The organism is Streptomyces sp. SID5785 (assembly GCF_009870065.1).
Taxonomy (GTDB): Bacteria; Actinomycetota; Actinomycetes; order Streptomycetales; family Streptomycetaceae; genus Streptomyces.
The window spans coordinates 1-15,386 of the sequence record NZ_WWIA01000841.1 but is presented as its reverse complement, the minus strand read 5'-3'; the positions used below and the strand labels follow the sequence as shown (position 1 = coordinate 15,386).

Genomic DNA, 15,386 nt, shown 5'->3' with positions numbered 1-15,386 from the left:
TGTCGCGCACCGCGGCACCCCGGTCGTGACGGTCACCGGGGAGCCGCCCGAGCTGCTGATGTACGCGTTCGGGCGGCAGGGCGCGGCGAAGGTGGAGATCGAGGGCGACGAGGCGGCGATCACACAGCTGAGCGAGACGAAGGCGCTGGGGATCTGACCGCTTCGTCCGGGGCCTTCGGGGTCTCCCGGACGCGGAGCCAGAGCAGGGCTCCGGCGGCCACGCCCACGACGCCGGGCAGCCAGGCGGCGGGGCCGCCGGGCAGGGCGCCCGCGACGAGGCCGCTGAGGGCTCCGGCGAGCTGGAGGGCGAGCGACTGCACGGAGAGCGCGGTGGCGCGGCCGGAGCTGTCGGTGCGCCGGTGCAGGAAGTCGTTGAGGCAGGGCGAGGCGAGCCCGAGGCCGACGTAGACGAGGACGTAGCCGGCGACGGCCGGGGCGAGGGTGCGGGTCGCGGCGGTCGCGCAGAGCACGGCCAGGCCGAGCAGGGCGATGAGTTCGGCCACGAGGACGGCCCGCTCCCCGCCGTGGACGACGCGGGCCACCCAGGGGGCGAGCCGGTTGCCGAGCGCGGTGGCGGTGAATCCGGCGCAGGCCAGGCCCGCGTAGAGGACGGCGCCCGAGGAGGCGGCGCCGGTCGCGTCGGCGGCGCGGGACGGGGTGAGCAGCTCGACGACGCCGAGGGCGCTTCCGGCGGCGGCCATGGTGAGCATGATGCGCCGGACCATGATGTCGCGGGTGGCGAGCCGGACGCCGTCGCGGGCGGTGCGCGGCACGTCGGCGAGGACCGTGCGCAGGTGCACGGGCGGGCGGGGCGGCTCGGGCAGGGCGACGAGGACCTGGACGACGTAGAGCACGCAGCAGACGGCACCCGCGAGGAGCGGGACGGACAGTGGTGTGACGTGGCCGCCGGTGGCGCGCTCCAGGTGGGCGCCGAGGTCGGGGCCGAGGCCGAGCAGCCAGGGCACGAGGCCGCCGAGGATCGTGCCGAGGGCGAGGGCGGCGGAGGAGGCGGCGGAGCCGCGGGCGAGGCCGTCGCGCAGGTCGGCGTCGGGGCCGAGGTCCGCGTGCACGGTGTCGACGTACCAGGCCTCGGCGGGTCCGCTGTTGAGCGCGCGTCCGGCGCCCTTGAGGACCATGGCGAGGGCGAACACCCAGGTGGCGGTGGCCAGGGCGGTCATGGTGATCGCCACGACGGCGAGCACGCCGGAGGCGGCGAGGACGGCGCGCCGGCCCATGACGTCCGAGAGCCCGCCGGTGGGCAGTTCGAGCGCGGCGCAGGTCAGGGAGTGGACGGCGAACAGGGCGGCGATGGTCGCGACGGACACGCCCCGGTCGGCGAGCAGGAGCACCTGGACGGGGATGGAGAGCCCGGTCGGGAACCAGAAGAGGAAGTTGACCGTGACGAAGCGACGGCGGGCGGCCCGCGCGTCGAGGAGGGCGCCCATCACGCGTTCCTCAGCGGGAACGCGTACAGGTGCACGGCGACGGTCTCGCGGCCCTCGGGGTCGGCGGCCTTGCCGGCCTGCGTGTACCGGTCGACGACGGCGTGCAGTTCGGCGGTCATCTCCTTCAGCTCCGCGGGGGTGAGCCGGGCGAGGAAGTCGGAGCTGTCGTGGGCGTCCTGCCAGTCGGCGCTCCAGCCGGCGCGCTGGTCGAGGAAGCGCAGGTAGTGGTCGCGGCGCTGCTCGTACATGACGCGGGACAGGGCGGTGTGGGCGGCGCTGCCCTCGGGGGTGTCGCGGAAGTCGGAGCTGTCGATGCGCAGGGCTTCCTGTGCGGGCTTCCACCAGCGCTCCCGGCCGTCGGCGCCCTCGGACTCGGCGGGCTCGATGAGGCCGTGCTCGGCGAGCTTGCGCAGGTGGTAGCTGATCAGGGAGACCGCCGTGCCGTCGTCGAGGTCCTCGGCGAGGTGCGAGGCGGTGGCGGTGCCGCGCAGGTAGAGCGCGCCGTACAGGCGCATGCGCAGCGGGTGGCCGAAGGCCTTCAGCGTGGCGAGGTCGGTGATGCGGCGGTATTCCGTCATACCCACGACCCTAGATACAAAAGAAAACTTGCGCAAGATAAGTTGCACAACTTTTCTTGCGCAATGAGAAGAGCCCCTGAAGGCAGTGCCGTCAGGGGCTCTTCGGGACGTACGGGCGCTTACCGGACCGGGTGGCCCGCCTCGCGCAGCGCCGACTTCACGTCGCCGATCCGCAGGTCGCCGAAGTGGAAGACGGACGCCGCGAGCACCGCGTCCGCGCCCGCCGCGACCGCCGGGGCGAAGTGCTCGACCCGGCCGGCGCCGCCGGAGGCGATCACCGGCACGGACACGTGCTTGCGGACGGCCTCGATCATCTCGAGGTCGTAGCCGTCCTTCGTCCCGTCCGCGTCCATCGAGTTGAGCAGGATCTCCCCCGCGCCGAGCTCCGCGGCCCGGTGCGCCCACTCGACCGCGTCGATGCCGGCGGACCGGCGTCCGCCGTGGGTCGTCACCTCGAAGGAGCCGGACTCGGTGCGGCGCGCGTCCACGGACAGGACCAGGACCTGGCGGCCGAAGCGCTCGGCGATCTCCCGGATGAGGTCGGGCCGGGCGATGGCCGCGGTGTTGACGCCGACCTTGTCGGCGCCGGCCCGCAGCAGCTTGTCCACGTCGTCGGCCGTGCGCACACCGCCGCCCACGGTGAGCGGGATGAAGACCTGCTCGGCGGTGCGGCGCACCACGTCGTAGGTGGTCTCGCGGTCGCCGGAGGACGCCGTGATGTCCAGGAACGTCAGCTCGTCGGCGCCCTCGGCGTCGTAGACCTTCGCCATCTCGACGGGGTCCCCCGCGTCGCGCAGGTTCTGGAAGTTGACGCCCTTGACGACGCGGCCGTCGTCCACGTCGAGGCAGGGGATGACGCGTACGGCGAGGCTCATGCTGAGGGTGCTCCTGAATCGGACCGGAACGCCTCCACCTCGACCTCGACGACCAGGCCGGGGTCGACGAATCCGGAGACGATGATCATGGACGCGGCGGGGCGGACGGCGTCGAACAGCTCCTTGTGGGCCCGGCCGACCTCGTCCGTGTCCCGTGCGTGGGTGACGTACATGCGCGTGCGCACGACGTCCTCACGGCTGAGGCCGAACTGCCCGAGGGCGTCGAACGCGACGGTGAAGGCGTTCATCGCCTGCTCGTACGGGCCGCCGGCGGCGATCACGCCGTCGACGACCGAGGTGCAGCCGGAGACCAGGACGAGGCCGGTGGGCAGCTCGACGGCGCGCGCGTACCCGAAGGCCTCCTCCCACGGCGCCCCCGACTGCACGCGGCGCACGGCGCCGGTCATGACGAGACCGCCGCCAGTGCCTCTTCGAGGGTGAACGCCTTGGCGTACAGCGCCTTGCCGACGATGGAGCCCTCGACGCCCAGCGGGACGAGCTCGGCGATCGCGCGCAGGTCGTCGAGCGAGGAGACGCCGCCGGAGGCCACGACGGGGCGGTCGGTGGCCGCGCACACGTTCTTCAGGAGCTCCAGGTTCGGGCCCTCCAGCGTGCCGTCCTTGGCGATGTCCGTGACGACGTAGCGGGAGCAGCCCTCCTTGTCGAGGCGGGCCAGCGTCTCGTACAGGTCGCCGCCGTCGCGGGTCCAGCCGCGGCCGCGCAGCGTGGTGCCGCGCACGTCGAGGCCGACCGCGATCTGGTCGCCGTGCTCGGCGATGATCCTGGCGACCCACTCGGGGTCCTCCAGGGCGGCGGTGCCGATGTTGACGCGGGTGGCGCCGGTGGCGAGGGCGGCGGCGAGCGAGTCGTCGTCGCGGATGCCGCCGGACAGCTCCACCTTGATGTCCATGGCGCGGGCGACCTCGGAGATCAGCGCGCGGTTGTCGCCGGTGCCGAACGCGGCGTCCAGGTCGACCAGGTGCAGCCACTCGGCGCCGGCCCGCTGCCAGGCGAGGGCGGCCTCCAGCGGGGAGCCGTAGGAGGTCTCGGAGCCGGACTCGCCGTGCACGAGACGGACGGCCTGGCCGTCGCGGACGTCGACGGCGGGAAGGAGTTCGAGCGTGTGCGGGGATGCGGTCACAGTACGGAGATCCAGTTCTTGAGCAGCTGCGCTCCGGCGTCGCCGGACTTCTCGGGGTGGAACTGCGTCGCCCACAGTGCCCCGTTCTCCACGGCGGCCACGAAGGGCTCGCCGTACGTCGTCCACGTGACCTCGGGGGCCCGCAGGTTCGGGTTGTGCACCTCGAGGTCCCAGTGCCGCACGGCGTAGGAGTGCACGAAGTAGTAGCGCTCGTCGGCGTCGAGACCGGCGAAGAGGCGGGAGCCCTCGGGGGCGCTCACCGTGTTCCACCCCATGTGCGGGACGACCTCGGCCTTCAGCGGCTCGACGACGCCGGGCCACTCGTCGAGGCCCTCGGTCTCCTGGCCGTGCTCGATGCCGCGCGCGAACAGGATCTGCATGCCCACGCAGATGCCCATCACGGGGCGCCCGCCGGACAGCCGGCGGCCGACGATCCAGTCGCCGCGCGCCTCCTTGAGGCCCTGCATGCAGGCGGCGAACGCGCCGACGCCGGGGACCAGGAGCCCGTCGGCGTTCATGGCCCTGTCGTAGTCGCGGGTGATCTCGACGTCGGCGCCGGCCCGGGCCAGCGCCCGCTCGGCGGAGCGGACGTTGCCGAAGCCGTAGTCGAAGACGACGACCTTCTTCTCTGTCATGGCAGTGATCAGCCCGTCAGTTCCAGTAGTCGAGCCGCAGCACGCCCGCGAGCAGGCAGAAGCCCGCACTGACCGCGAGGAGCGTGATGACGCTCTTGCCGATGCCCTGCTTGACGAACGAGTAGACGCCGCCGAGCAGGAACAGGCCGAGGACGATGAGGACGGTCGCGAGGCCGTTCATGGCTAGAGGGCACCCTTCGTGGAGGGGAGGATGCCCGCGGCGCGCGGGTCGCGCTCCGAGGCGTAGCGCAGGGCGCGGGCCAGGGCCTTGAACTGGCACTCCACGATGTGGTGCGCGTTGCGCCCGTACGGGACGTGGACGTGCAGGGCGACCTGCGCCTGCGCGACGAAGGACTCCAGGATGTGGCGGGTCATCGTCGTGTCGTACTCGCCGATCATCGGCGCCATGTTCTCGGGCTCGGTGTGCACGAGGTAGGGGCGGCCGGAGAGGTCGACGGTGACCTGGGCGAGCGACTCGTCCAGCGGGACCGTGCAGTTGCCGAAGCGGTAGATGCCGACCTTGTCGCCGAGGGCCTGCTTGAAGGCGGCGCCGAGCGCGAGGGCGGTGTCCTCGATGGTGTGGTGCGAGTCGATGTGCAGGTCGCCCTCGGTCTTGACCGTGAGGTCGAAGAGGCCGTGGCGGCCGAGCTGGTCGAGCATGTGGTCGTAGAAGCCGACGCCGGTCGACACGTCGACCTTGCCGCTTCCGTCGAGGTCGATCTCGACGAGGACCGAGGTCTCCTTGGTGCTGCGCTCCACGCGTCCTACGCGGCTCATGCTCCGAACTCCTTCTGTACATCACGGGCCGCGTCCAGGAACGCGTCGTTCTCTTCGGGGGTGCCGACGGTGACGCGCAGCCGGCCCGATACGCCGTTGTCGCGGATCAGGACTCCGCGGTCGAGGACGAACTGCCAGACGGCGTGCGGGTCGTCGAAGACGCCGAACTGGATGAAGTTGGCGTCGGCGACGGTCACGTCGAAGCCGAGCGCCTCCAGCTCCGCGACCACCCGGTCGCGCTCGGCCTTCAGCTGCTCCACGTAACCGAGGAGCGTGTCGGTGTACTCCAGGGCGGCGAGTGCCGTCGCCTGGTTGACCGCCGACAGGTGGTAGGGCAGGCGCACCAGCTGCACCGCGTCGACCACGGCCGGGTCGGCGGCCAGGTAGCCGAGGCGCAGACCGGCCGCGCCGAACGCCTTCGACATCGTGCGGGAGACGACCAGGTTGGGCCGGCCGTCGATGAGTTCGAGCAGCGAGCTGCCGTGGCTGAACTCGGTGTACGCCTCGTCGACGACGACGAGCGCACCGCGCCCGGCGGCCTCGTACAGGGCGAGCACGTCCTCGCGGGAGACCGCGTTGCCCGTGGGGTTGTTGGGGCTGGTGATGAAGACGACGTGCGGCTGGTGCGCGTGGATCGCCGCGACGGCCGCCTCCACGTCGAGGGAGAAGTCGGCCCGGCGCGGGGCGCTGACCCAGCCCGTGTTGGTGCCGCGGGCGAGCAGCGGGTGCATCGAGTACGAGGGCTCGAAGCCGAGCGCGGTGCGGCCGGGACCGCCGAAGGCCTGGAGGAGCTGCTGGAGCACCTCGTTGGACCCGTTGGCCGCCCAGACCTGCTCGTGGGTGACCGCGTACCCGGTGGTGCGGGTGAGGTAGCGGGCCAGCTCGGTGCGCAGCTCGATCGCGTCCCGGTCCGGGTAGCGGTTCAGATTCCGCGCGGCGTCGGCGACGCGCTCGGCGATCCGCCGGACGAGCGGCTCGGGCAGCGGGTAGGGGTTCTCGTTCGTGTTCAGCCGGACGGCCACGTCCAACTGCGGTGCGCCGTAGGGGGACTTGCCGCGCAGCTCGTCCCGTACGGGGAGGTCGTCGATCCTGGTCACTGGTTCTTCGGGACCTTCCACTCACTGTGCCGGTCTTGCTCGCCTCCGGCAAAACGCGCCTTGACGGCCGCACCATGGGCGGGCAGGTCCTCGGCCTCGGCGAGCGTCACCACGTGGGCGGCGATGTCGGCGAGGGCGTCCTTCGTGTAGTCCACGATGTGGATGCCGCGCAGGAAGGACTGGACGGACAGGCCCGAGGAGTGGCAGGCGCAGCCGCCGGTCGGCAGGACGTGGTTGGAGCCCGCCGCGTAGTCGCCGAGGGAGACCGGGGCCCAGGGGCCGACAAAGATCGCGCCCGCGTTCCGCACGCGCTGGGCGACCTCGGCCGCGTCCGCCGTCTGGATCTCCAGGTGCTCGGCGCCGTACGCGTCGACGACCTTGAGGCCGTCGTCGAGGGAGTCCACGAGCACGATCGCGGACTGCCGGCCCGCGAGCGCGGGCTTGATGCGGTCCTCGACGTGCTTGGTGGCGGCGACCTGCGGCACCAGCTCCCGCTCGACGGCGGTGGCCAGTGCCTCGTCGTCGGTCACGAGGACGGCGGCGGCCAGCGGGTCGTGCTCGGCCTGGCTGATCAGGTCGGAGGCGACGTGCACGGGGTCGGCGGTGGAGTCGGCGAGGACCGCGATCTCGGTCGGGCCCGCCTCGGTGTCGATGCCGATGAGGCCGGTGAAGTAGCGCTTGGCGGCGGCCACCCAGATGTTGCCCGGGCCCGTCACCATGGTCGCCGGGGCGCAGCTCTCGGTGCCGTACGCGTACATGGCGACCGCCTGGGCGCCACCCACCGCGTACACCTCGTCGACGCCGAGCAGGGCGCAGGCGGCGAGGATCGTCGGGTGCGGCAGGCCGTCGAACTCGGCCTGCGGCGGGGACGCGAGCGCGATCGACGCGACGCCGGCCTCCTGCGCCGGCACCGCGTTCATGATCACGGAGGACGGGTAGACGGAGCGGCCGCCCGGCGCGTACAGGCCGACGCGGTCGACGGGCACCCACTTCTCGGTGACGGAGCCACCGGGCACGACCTGCGTGGTGTGGCTGGATCGGCGCTGCGCGCGGTGGACGATCCGGGCCCGGCGGATGGACTCCTCCAGGGCCGCGCGGACGGCGGGGTCCAGATCGGCCAGGGCCTTCTCGAGGGCCTCGGCCGGTACGCGCACGGACGTGAGGCGTACGCCGTCGAACCTCTCGCCGTACTCGATCAGCGCCGCGTCGCCCCGATGATGCACGTCCTCGCAGATCGGACGCACCTTCTCCAGGGCGGCCGTGACGTCGAAGTCGGCACGGGGCAGCAGCGAGCGCAGGGCCTGACCCTCGGGGAGGGCGGCGCCGCGCAGATCGATTCGAGAGATCACGCACCAATTCTCTCAGACGTCCGAAGACGCCCGTCGCCCCGTATCAGTGACTGATACTCGTCGGGATCCGGCCGTTGTCCGGCCCCCGGAGGAGATCCTTCACCACTAGCGTTCAGACGGTCACCCAGCGGGCATCACCCGCAGGTGACGACCGGGGAACCGGAGCAGGCAGGGAACTCCGGGAAGACGGCGAACGCAGGGATGACGGGGAAGACGGGGATGACGGGGAAGACGGGGATGCACGGGATGCACGGGGAGGCAGGACAGTCGTGGTCGACGTGACGACGACCGGGAACGGGAACGGGGACGTGCCGGACGGACTGACCGCCGCCGAGGTCGGCATGTGGCAGGCGTTCCGCAACGGCAGCGTGTACGACCTGCGGACCGGGGACCTGACCGTGGACGATCCGCACGGCGGGCACCCCTGGGGGCCCGAGCGCAGCGTGCGGGCCCGGATCGTGGCGTGGCTGCTGCTCGACGGGCCGCCCGCGCTCGACGGCCGGGTGTCCTCGCTCAAGCTCCAGGGGGTGCAGATCACCGATGTCCTGGACCTGGCGGGCGGCGTCGTCGACCCGTACGTCGAGATGAAGCAGTGCCGCTTCGAGAAGGAGGTGCGGGTCCCGGAGGCCCGGTTCACCACCGTGCGCCTGGTGGACTGCTCGGTGCCGCGTTTCGAGGGCGCCCGGGTGCACACCGAGGGCGATCTGCACCTGCCGCGCTGCCGCTTCCACAACGGGGTGCGGCTCTCGGACGCGCACATCGGCACGGACCTGCTGCTCAACCAGGCGGTGGTGTTCCGCGACCGGCACAGCAAGTCGGTCAACGCGGACGGGATGACGGTCGGCCAGGACCTCCAGGCCGAGATGCTGGAGACGCACGGCGAGCTGAGCCTGCGCGGCGCGACCGTCGGGGTCTCGCTGTCGCTGCGCGGCAGCCGCCTCAGCAACACCCACGGGCGCCTCGCGCTGAACGCACCGCAGCTCACGGTCGAGCGCACGCTGTACCTGACCCCCGCGGGCCTCGGCAACCCGCTGCGGACCAGCGGCTCGACACCGGCCCGCGGCACCCGGGTGCAGCGCTTCGAGAGCGTGGGCGGGGTACGGCTCGACGACGGGCGGTTCGGCGACGCGATCGACCTGGACTCGGCCCGCTTCACCCTGGAGAACGACCAGGAGCTGTCGCTGCGCCGGGTGCAGACGCCGGAGCTGCGGTTCCGCGGCGAGCGCCCGCAGCGCGGCACGGTCGTGCTGTCGGGCGCCAAGGTCGTCAACCTGATCGACAAGGCGATCAGCTGGCCGGGCCCGGGCCGGCTGCGCGTGGGCGGCTTCGTCTACGAGAACCTGATCCCGTCCGGCGCCTTCCCGCTCGCCCGCCGCCTGGACTGGCTGGCGGCCGCCACCGCCGAGTACAACCCGGAGCCGTACGAGCGCCTCGCGACGGTCCTGCGCAACAGCGGCGAGGACGCGGACGCCCGCGAGGTGCTGCTCGCCAAGCAGCGCCGGCGCCGCGAGACGCTGCCGGCCGCGGCCAAGGTGTGGGGGTACATCCAGGACTGGACGGTGGCCTACGGGTACCGGCCGGGCCGGGCCGCGGTCTGGATGGCGGTGCTGTGGGCGGTCAGCGCGGTCGCCTTCAGCCACGCCGCGCACCCGCCCATCAAGGAGGGCGAGGCGCCGCACTGGAGCGCCCCGCTGTTCGCCCTCGACCTGCTGCTGCCGGTGATCGACCTCGGCCAGATCGGGTACTGGCAGCTGCGCGGCGGCTGGCAGTGGGCGGCGGCCGTCCTCGTGCTCCTCGGATGGATCCTCGCGACGACCGTGGCGGCGGGGGCGACGCGGCTGCTGCGTCGCAGCTGAGTGCGGCCTGTCCCCCGCAGCGGGGAATCACGGCGCGGCGAGGCAACCTTCCGGGCGCCCCGGCCGTCCTCCCTGCGCAACCGAAGCATTCGCCACCCGGCGGGTCGACCGCCGGGCACCACCGGCGGCGGGTCACCGGTCACACAGACAGGACGCAGGACATGTCCGTCCTCCGTGCCTTCGTCCGCACCGCGCGCATGATCCGCCACCTGGGTCCGCTCGGCGCGGGCCTGCCGCCCGACGACGACCTGCTGCTCGACGCCCCGGACGACCGGCTCGCCCCGGCGCTCGTGGCGGCGGGCGGCGGCGCGTACGAGCCGGCCGCCAAGGTCCTCGCCGGGACCCGCGAGGCCGCCGAGTGGGAGAACCGGGACCGGTACGTGCAGCGCCTCGCCGCGTTCGCCGCCGCCCGCACCGAGTGGTTCGAGGCGTGGCAGTGCGCGGCGCCGCACGACCCGGACCTGCTCCTGGTCAAGTCCGAGGTGGCCGTCGCCCGCGCCTTCGCCTCGCCCGCCCGCGCCGAGCTGCTGCGCGAGGTGGCCCCGCTGATCGCGGCCGCCGCCGAGGCCGAGCCCGGCGATCCGGTGCCCTGGCGGGTCGCGCTCGACCGGGCCCGGGGCACCGGGGCACCGCACAGCGAGTTCGACGCGCTGTGGGCCGAGGCCGTGCGCCGCTCCCCGCACCACTACGGCTGCCATGTCGCCGCGCTCCAGTACCGGTCCGCCGCCTGGTACGGCTCGCACGCCGAGTGCTTCGGGTTCGCCGAGCGCGCCGCCGCGGACGCGCTGCCCGGCTCCCTGCTCCAGGCGCTGCCCGTGCGGGCGGCGCTGGCCTGCCTCACCTCGCCGCAGGCGCCCCGGGACATCCCGCGCGCCCGTCTGGACGCGGCCGCCGACCTCGCCGTCGGGCTCTCCCGCAGCTACGCGACGGCCGATCCGTGGCCCGCGGAGGTGCGCAATCTGCTGGCCTGCGTCCTGGTCGCGCTGGAGCGCTGGCCGGACGCCCTGGAGCAGCTGCGGCTCATCGGGCCGCACGTCACGTCGTTCCCGTGGGACCGGCTCGTGGAGGACCCGCTGGAGCACTTCATGGAGCTGCGCGGCACGGTCCGGCTGGAAGTCGCGGCGGCGCTGCCGCTGCGCGGCGGCCTGGGCGGGCGCGGCGCCCATTACGCTTGACCGTCGTGACCACCGTCCGGCTTCCGCTCTTCCCGCTCAACTCGGTGCTGTTCCCGGGGCTCGTCCTCCCGCTGAACGTCTTCGAGGAGCGCTACCGCGCCCTGATGCGCGACCTGCTGAAAGCAGCGCCCGAGATCCCCGACACCGATCCGGCCGTCTCCGACGAGCCGCGCCTCTTCGTCGTCGTCGCGATCCGCGACGGGCACGAGGTCGCGCCCAGCGCGTCCGGCATGCCGGACGACGTGACGACGAAGGAGGCGGGCGCGGGCCCGGCCGCCGGGTTCGGCGACGATCCGCTCAAGGCCTTCCACGGCGTGGGCTGCATCGCCGACGCGGCGACGATCCGCGAGCGCGCCGACGGCGGCTTCGAGGTCCTCGCGACCGGCACCCGCCGGGTCCGGCTGCACTCCGTGGACGCCTCGGGCCCGTACCTGACGGCCGAGGTCGAGGAGCTGCCCGAGGAGGACGGCGACGAGGCGGGCGCCCTCGCCGAGGGCGTGCTGCGCGCGTTCCGCTCGTACCAGAAGCGGCTGGCCGGGGCCCGGGAGCGATCCATGACCTCCGGCGCCGACCTCCCGGACGAGCCGTCGGTCGTGTCCTACCTGGTGGCCGCGGCCGCGGTGCTCGACGTCCCGACCAAGCAGCGCCTGCTGCAGTCGCCGGACGCGGCCTCCCGGCTGCGCGACGAGCTGAAGCTGCTGCGCGCCGAGACGGCGATCATCCGGCATCTGCCCTCGCTCCCGGCGACGGACCTGACCCGCCAGGCCACCAGCCTCAACTGACCGAATCCCGCGCGACACGACCCAGGGAAGCAGCACGGTGGCGAAGAAGGCCAGGAAACAGCAGCAGTCCGGCGGCACCCCGGCGACCGTGGCGCTGACCGCCGCGGGCACGGACTTCACGGTGCACGCCTACGAGCACGACCCGGCACACCCCTCGTACGGCGACGAGGCCGCGGAGGCGATGGGCGTGTCGCCCGACCGGGTCTTCAAGACGCTCGTCGCCGACGTCGACGGAAAGCTGACCGTGGCCGTCGTGCCGGTGGCGGGCCATCTCGACCTCAAGGCCCTCGCCGCGGCGGTCGGCGGCAAGCGCGCGGCCATGGCCGACCCGGCGCTCGCCGAGCGCACCACCGGCTACGTGCGCGGCGGGATCTCACCGCTGGGCCAGCGCAAGAAGCTGCCCACGGTCATCGACGCGTCGGCCGGGGACCACGCCACCATCTGCGTCTCGGCGGGCCGGCGCGGCCTGGAGGTCGAACTGGCACCGGCCGACCTCGCGACGCTGACGAGCGCGGTGCTCGCGCCGGTCGGCCGGGTCTGACCGGTTCTCGCACCGGTCAGGCGGGTCTGACCGGTTCTCGCCCTCGACCGCGGAAGCGTCCTCGACTAGACATCCAGGGCATGTCGAAGAAGACGCGCAAGCGGAAGTGGCGGGTCCGTAAACGCCGCGCCAACCACGGGCGCAAGCCCGCCTGACACGGGTCAGGGGCGTGCCCGCCGGCTCAGGCCGCGGGCCGCCCGGGGGCCTCGTCCGCGGGCGGCTGCGGTGCGGGCTTGCTGTAGTACCCCGCGTACGGGTCGGGGTCGCGCGGGCCGAACAGACCGGTCAGGGCGAGATGCACGATCATCGCCGCGAGCGGCCAGGCCAGCAGCGCGCCCTTGGCCTTCAGCTCGAGCGGGGCGTCGAACACGACGCCCTTGCCGAGCTCCTTCGCGTGCGCCGCGACATCCTGCGTGGGGCCGAGCCAGATGCCGAACCGCCAGGCGAGCACGCCGCCGAGCAGAGCGCCCAGGGCCAGTCCGACGACGAGCGGGACGCCTCCGCGCCGCCGCCACAGGAAGACGGCGAGCGCCGTCAGGACACCGAGCGCGAGACCGAGCAGGGCGAACGTGCCGTCGGCGCCGACGGCCTGCTCCCCCTCGGTGTCCTTCAGGTACACGGCGGTGCTGTCCGACACGAGCGGGACGCGGGGCGCGAGCCACAGCCACAGCGCGCCGAGGACCAGACCGCACAGGGCGACCCCGACCGTCACGACGGCGGCCTCGCGCAGCTCGGTGGCCAGCCCGGGTCCGTCCTCGCGCGGCGGCGCGGGCGGCAGATGCACGGTCATCGGATCCGGGGCCTGCCAGGGGTCCCGGTGCCCGTCGTCGTGCGGTGGCTGGTGCGGCGGCGGTGTCAGCGGTGCGGTCACCCTGCCATCGTGCCAGGCCGCTCGCCCGCCCGCCCCGCCCGGGCCACGCACCGCGTGCGTCCAGGGGCGCGGGGCGTCGTCCATGAGCGGCTCCGCACCCCGCGCGCGAGCCCGGCGCGGCCCGGCTCAGCGAACGGCGGCCCGCCGGTACGCCCATGCCGCCAGCGCCAGGGACACGACCCCCACCGCCGCGCACACGCCCAGGTCGAGCACGACGACCCCCCAGTCCGGCCGCGCCGCGAACGTCCGCGCCAACGCCTCGACGCCGTACGTCGACGGCAGCAGATCCCGCGCGTACTGCACGACCTCCGGCATCCGCTCGGCGGGCAGCACCCCGAGCAGCAGCGCCGCCGACATCCCGAGCTGCCCCAGCAGCGTCGCCAGTTCGGGCCGCGGCGCGAGCAGCCCGAGCGCCGCGCCCAGCCCGGCGAGCGCCGCCCCGGCCGGCGGGATCACGGCGGCGAGCACCCACAGATGGGTGAGCGGCAGATCGAACATGAGGCAGCCGCACACCGCGGTCACGACCGTGCCGGGCACGGTGAACGAGGCGTAGGCGCCCGCGGCGCCGAGCACCACGGAGGCGGGCGGCACGGGCAGCGTCGCGTAGTGGTCGAGCCCGCCCGCCGCGCGCAGCTGGCCGAAGTACTGGGCGAGCAGGTTCAGCGCGACGAACGCGACGACGAGGACGGCCGAGCCCGCGACGACGGCCCGGGCCTCGTCCCCGCCCCGGTCGACGACGCCCCGCATGAGGATCATGATCCCGATCGACTGGAACGTCGCGACGAACAGCAGCGGGATCCGGGCCACCCTGGCCCGGCTCAGCTGGGCCTTGTACACGGCGGCGAGCGACGGCAGGAACCGGGCCGGGGGCGCGAGTTCCGCGATGCCGGGTCCGGCCGCCGCGGTGGTCTGTGCCGCCCGGGCCTCGCCGACCGCCTCCGCGGGGACGACACTCATGCCTTCACCAGGCCCTTCACGCTGCTGCGGCTCCCGCCGAGCGCCAGATACACGTCCTCCAGGCTCGGCGTGGCGAGCGTGAAGTCGTCGAGGTGGTCGAAGGCCGGGCCGCCCGTCACGGTGGCGACGGCACGGCGGGCGGACTCCGGGTCGAGCCGCAGCGACCAGCGCCGCCCGGACTCGACGGCCTGCTCGCGCAGCCGGGCCACCTCGGGCAGCGCGGTGGGCGCCTTCTCCCGCCACACCAGCTCGACCCGTACCTCGCCTGCGACCCGCTCCTTGAGCCCGGCCGGCGAGTCGCAGGCGATGACCCGCCCGGCGTCGAGCACGGCGACCCGGTCGAGCACGGTCTCGGCCTCGATGACGTTGTGCGTGACGAGCAGAACGGTGGTGCCGCGCTCGGCACGCCGCCGGTCCACGGCGGCCCACACGGCGCGGCGGGCGACCGGGTCCATGCCGGTGGTCGGCTCGTCGAGCACCAGCAGCGGCCGCTCGCCGACCAGCGCGGCGGCGAAGCAGGCGAGCCGGCGCTGACCGCCGGACAGCTTCTTGAGGGGGCGCGCGGCGAGCGGGGTCAGACCGAGCTCCTCCAGCACGTCGTCCCGCTCGGCCCGCGCCTCCTTGAGGCCGAGCCCGCGCAGCCGGCCGGTGGTCTCGGCGGCGAGGGAGACGGTGAGTTCGTCGAGGGCGGTGGACTCCTGACCCAGGTACGCGAGGATGCGGGCGGCCCGCTCGGGGTGGCGCACGACGTCGTGGCCGAGGATGGTCACGCTGCCCGCGTCGGGGCGCATCAGTCCGGTGAGCTGGCGTACGAGGGTGGACTTGCCGGCGCCGTTCGGCCCGAGCAGGCCGAAGATCTCGCCGCGGCGGATGTCGAGCCGTACGTCGTCGGTGGCGAGCACCGCGGGGGTGGCGGGTGCGCCGCGTCTGCCGCGGGCCGCGGGATACGTCTTGCGCAGGCCCCGCACGGCGCACACCACGGCGTCCCCGTCAGGATGCGGGTCAGCCTCACCGGTGCACGTATTCACGAGCAACGAGGGTACGGGGTCCGCCCCCGCATATCGCGCGCGGGTCGGACAACACCCCCGTAAGGGGCGCCACCAGCCCCGCCAGGGGCGCGGGACGCCATCCATCAGCGGCTCCGCCGCGGGGCGCGACCAGCCCCGCCAGGGGCGCGGGGAACTGCGCGCTCAGCCACGACGCACCCGCCACCCGGCAACGAACCCTCAACCCGCAACGGCGTCACCCCCAGGGGCTCCGCCCCGGCCCCCGCTCCTCAATCGCCGGAGGGGCTTGAGGTGGCCACC

17 protein-coding genes and 1 pseudogene are annotated in these 15,386 nt (G+C 73.7%); 5 read left to right on the top strand and 13 right to left on the bottom strand.

The features are described from left to right. Nucleotides 1–157 (top strand): annotated as a pseudogene (locus GTW43_RS27230) (TIGR03085 family protein); the annotation flags it as partial. On the opposite strand, the gene GTW43_RS27225 reads toward GTW43_RS27230, so the two are convergent. The 10 genes from GTW43_RS27225 to hisD all read right to left on the bottom strand — a co-directional run bounded on the left by GTW43_RS27225 (nt 120) and on the right by hisD (nt 7,897). Next, nucleotides 120–1,445: an MFS transporter gene (locus GTW43_RS27225; protein WP_161304613.1), complete on the bottom strand. Its 1,326-nt coding sequence runs from the start codon at nt 1,443–1,445 to the stop codon at nt 120–122. The pseudogene GTW43_RS27230 and the gene GTW43_RS27225 sit on opposite strands and share 38 nt — an antisense overlap. Continuing rightward, nucleotides 1,445–2,023: a helix-turn-helix domain-containing protein gene (locus GTW43_RS27220; protein WP_161304612.1), complete on the bottom strand. Its 579-nt coding sequence runs from the start codon at nt 2,021–2,023 to the stop codon at nt 1,445–1,447. Before GTW43_RS27220 ends, GTW43_RS27225 begins: the two co-directional genes overlap by 1 nt. A gap of 119 nt (nt 2,024–2,142) precedes the next feature. Continuing rightward, the gene (gene hisF / locus GTW43_RS27215; protein ID WP_161304611.1) at nt 2,143–2,898 is read right to left on the bottom strand and encodes an imidazole glycerol phosphate synthase subunit HisF; all 756 of its coding nucleotides are present in this window, start codon (nt 2,896–2,898) and stop codon (nt 2,143–2,145) included. Beyond that, nucleotides 2,895–3,305: a RidA family protein gene (locus GTW43_RS27210; RefSeq protein WP_161304610.1), complete on the bottom strand. Its 411-nt coding sequence runs from the start codon at nt 3,303–3,305 to the stop codon at nt 2,895–2,897. Before GTW43_RS27210 ends, hisF begins: the two co-directional genes overlap by 4 nt. Then, nucleotides 3,302–4,039, bottom strand: a complete 738-nt coding sequence (priA, locus tag GTW43_RS27205) for a bifunctional 1-(5-phosphoribosyl)-5-((5-phosphoribosylamino)methylideneamino)imidazole-4-carboxamide isomerase/phosphoribosylanthranilate isomerase PriA (protein WP_161304609.1) — start codon at nt 4,037–4,039, stop codon at nt 3,302–3,304. Before priA ends, GTW43_RS27210 begins: the two co-directional genes overlap by 4 nt. Continuing rightward, nucleotides 4,036–4,674, bottom strand: coding sequence for an imidazole glycerol phosphate synthase subunit HisH (gene hisH, locus GTW43_RS27200; protein WP_161304608.1), 639 nt, complete (start codon nt 4,672–4,674; stop codon nt 4,036–4,038). The genes priA and hisH overlap by 4 nt, the downstream gene beginning before the upstream one ends. A 16-nt stretch (nt 4,675–4,690) precedes the next feature. After that, complete coding sequence (locus GTW43_RS37675) at nt 4,691–4,855, bottom strand: hypothetical protein (protein WP_188339444.1); 165 nt, start codon at nt 4,853–4,855, stop codon at nt 4,691–4,693. A 2-nt stretch (nt 4,856–4,857) separates the two neighbouring features. After that, nucleotides 4,858–5,451, bottom strand: coding sequence for an imidazoleglycerol-phosphate dehydratase HisB (hisB, locus tag GTW43_RS27195; RefSeq protein WP_161304607.1), 594 nt, complete (start codon nt 5,449–5,451; stop codon nt 4,858–4,860). Beyond that, nucleotides 5,448–6,548: a histidinol-phosphate transaminase gene (locus GTW43_RS27190; protein WP_161304606.1), complete on the bottom strand. Its 1,101-nt coding sequence runs from the start codon at nt 6,546–6,548 to the stop codon at nt 5,448–5,450. The genes hisB and GTW43_RS27190 overlap by 4 nt, the downstream gene beginning before the upstream one ends. Then, the gene (hisD, locus tag GTW43_RS27185) at nt 6,545–7,897 is read right to left on the bottom strand and encodes a histidinol dehydrogenase (protein ID WP_161304605.1); all 1,353 of its coding nucleotides are present in this window, start codon (nt 7,895–7,897) and stop codon (nt 6,545–6,547) included. Before hisD ends, GTW43_RS27190 begins: the two co-directional genes overlap by 4 nt. A gap of 341 nt (nt 7,898–8,238) precedes the next feature. Between hisD and GTW43_RS27180 the strand changes: the two genes are divergently transcribed. The 4 genes from GTW43_RS27180 to ybaK all read left to right on the top strand — a co-directional run bounded on the left by GTW43_RS27180 (nt 8,239) and on the right by ybaK (nt 12,251). Then, nucleotides 8,239–9,753, top strand: a complete 1,515-nt coding sequence (locus GTW43_RS27180; RefSeq protein ID WP_237536839.1) for an oxidoreductase — start codon at nt 8,239–8,241, stop codon at nt 9,751–9,753. Between the two features lie 161 nt (nt 9,754–9,914). Then, nucleotides 9,915–10,928 (top strand): hypothetical protein, encoded by a 1,014-nt coding sequence (locus GTW43_RS27175; RefSeq protein WP_161304604.1) that lies wholly within the window; start codon nt 9,915–9,917, stop codon nt 10,926–10,928. A gap of 5 nt (nt 10,929–10,933) precedes the next feature. Continuing rightward, complete coding sequence (locus GTW43_RS27170; RefSeq protein WP_161304603.1) at nt 10,934–11,710, top strand: LON peptidase substrate-binding domain-containing protein; 777 nt, start codon at nt 10,934–10,936, stop codon at nt 11,708–11,710. 37 nt (nt 11,711–11,747) lie between these two features. Then, nucleotides 11,748–12,251, top strand: coding sequence for a Cys-tRNA(Pro) deacylase (gene ybaK / locus GTW43_RS27165; RefSeq protein WP_161304602.1), 504 nt, complete (start codon nt 11,748–11,750; stop codon nt 12,249–12,251). A gap of 181 nt (nt 12,252–12,432) precedes the next feature. Here the strand turns inward: ybaK and GTW43_RS27160 are convergent, their stop codons facing one another. The 3 genes from GTW43_RS27160 to GTW43_RS27150 form a co-directional block, all read right to left on the bottom strand. Then, on the bottom strand, nt 12,433–13,122 hold the full coding sequence (locus GTW43_RS27160; protein ID WP_161304601.1) for a DUF2567 domain-containing protein: 690 nt from the start codon (nt 13,120–13,122) through the stop codon (nt 12,433–12,435). 126 nt (nt 13,123–13,248) lie between these two features. Next, entirely contained in the window at nt 13,249–14,079 is an 831-nt protein-coding gene (locus GTW43_RS27155; protein WP_161304600.1) for an ABC transporter permease, read from the bottom strand. After that, entirely contained in the window at nt 14,076–15,056 is a 981-nt protein-coding gene (locus tag GTW43_RS27150) for an ABC transporter ATP-binding protein (protein ID WP_161304614.1), read from the bottom strand. The genes GTW43_RS27155 and GTW43_RS27150 overlap by 4 nt, the downstream gene beginning before the upstream one ends. Nucleotides 15,057–15,386 lie beyond the last annotated feature (330 nt).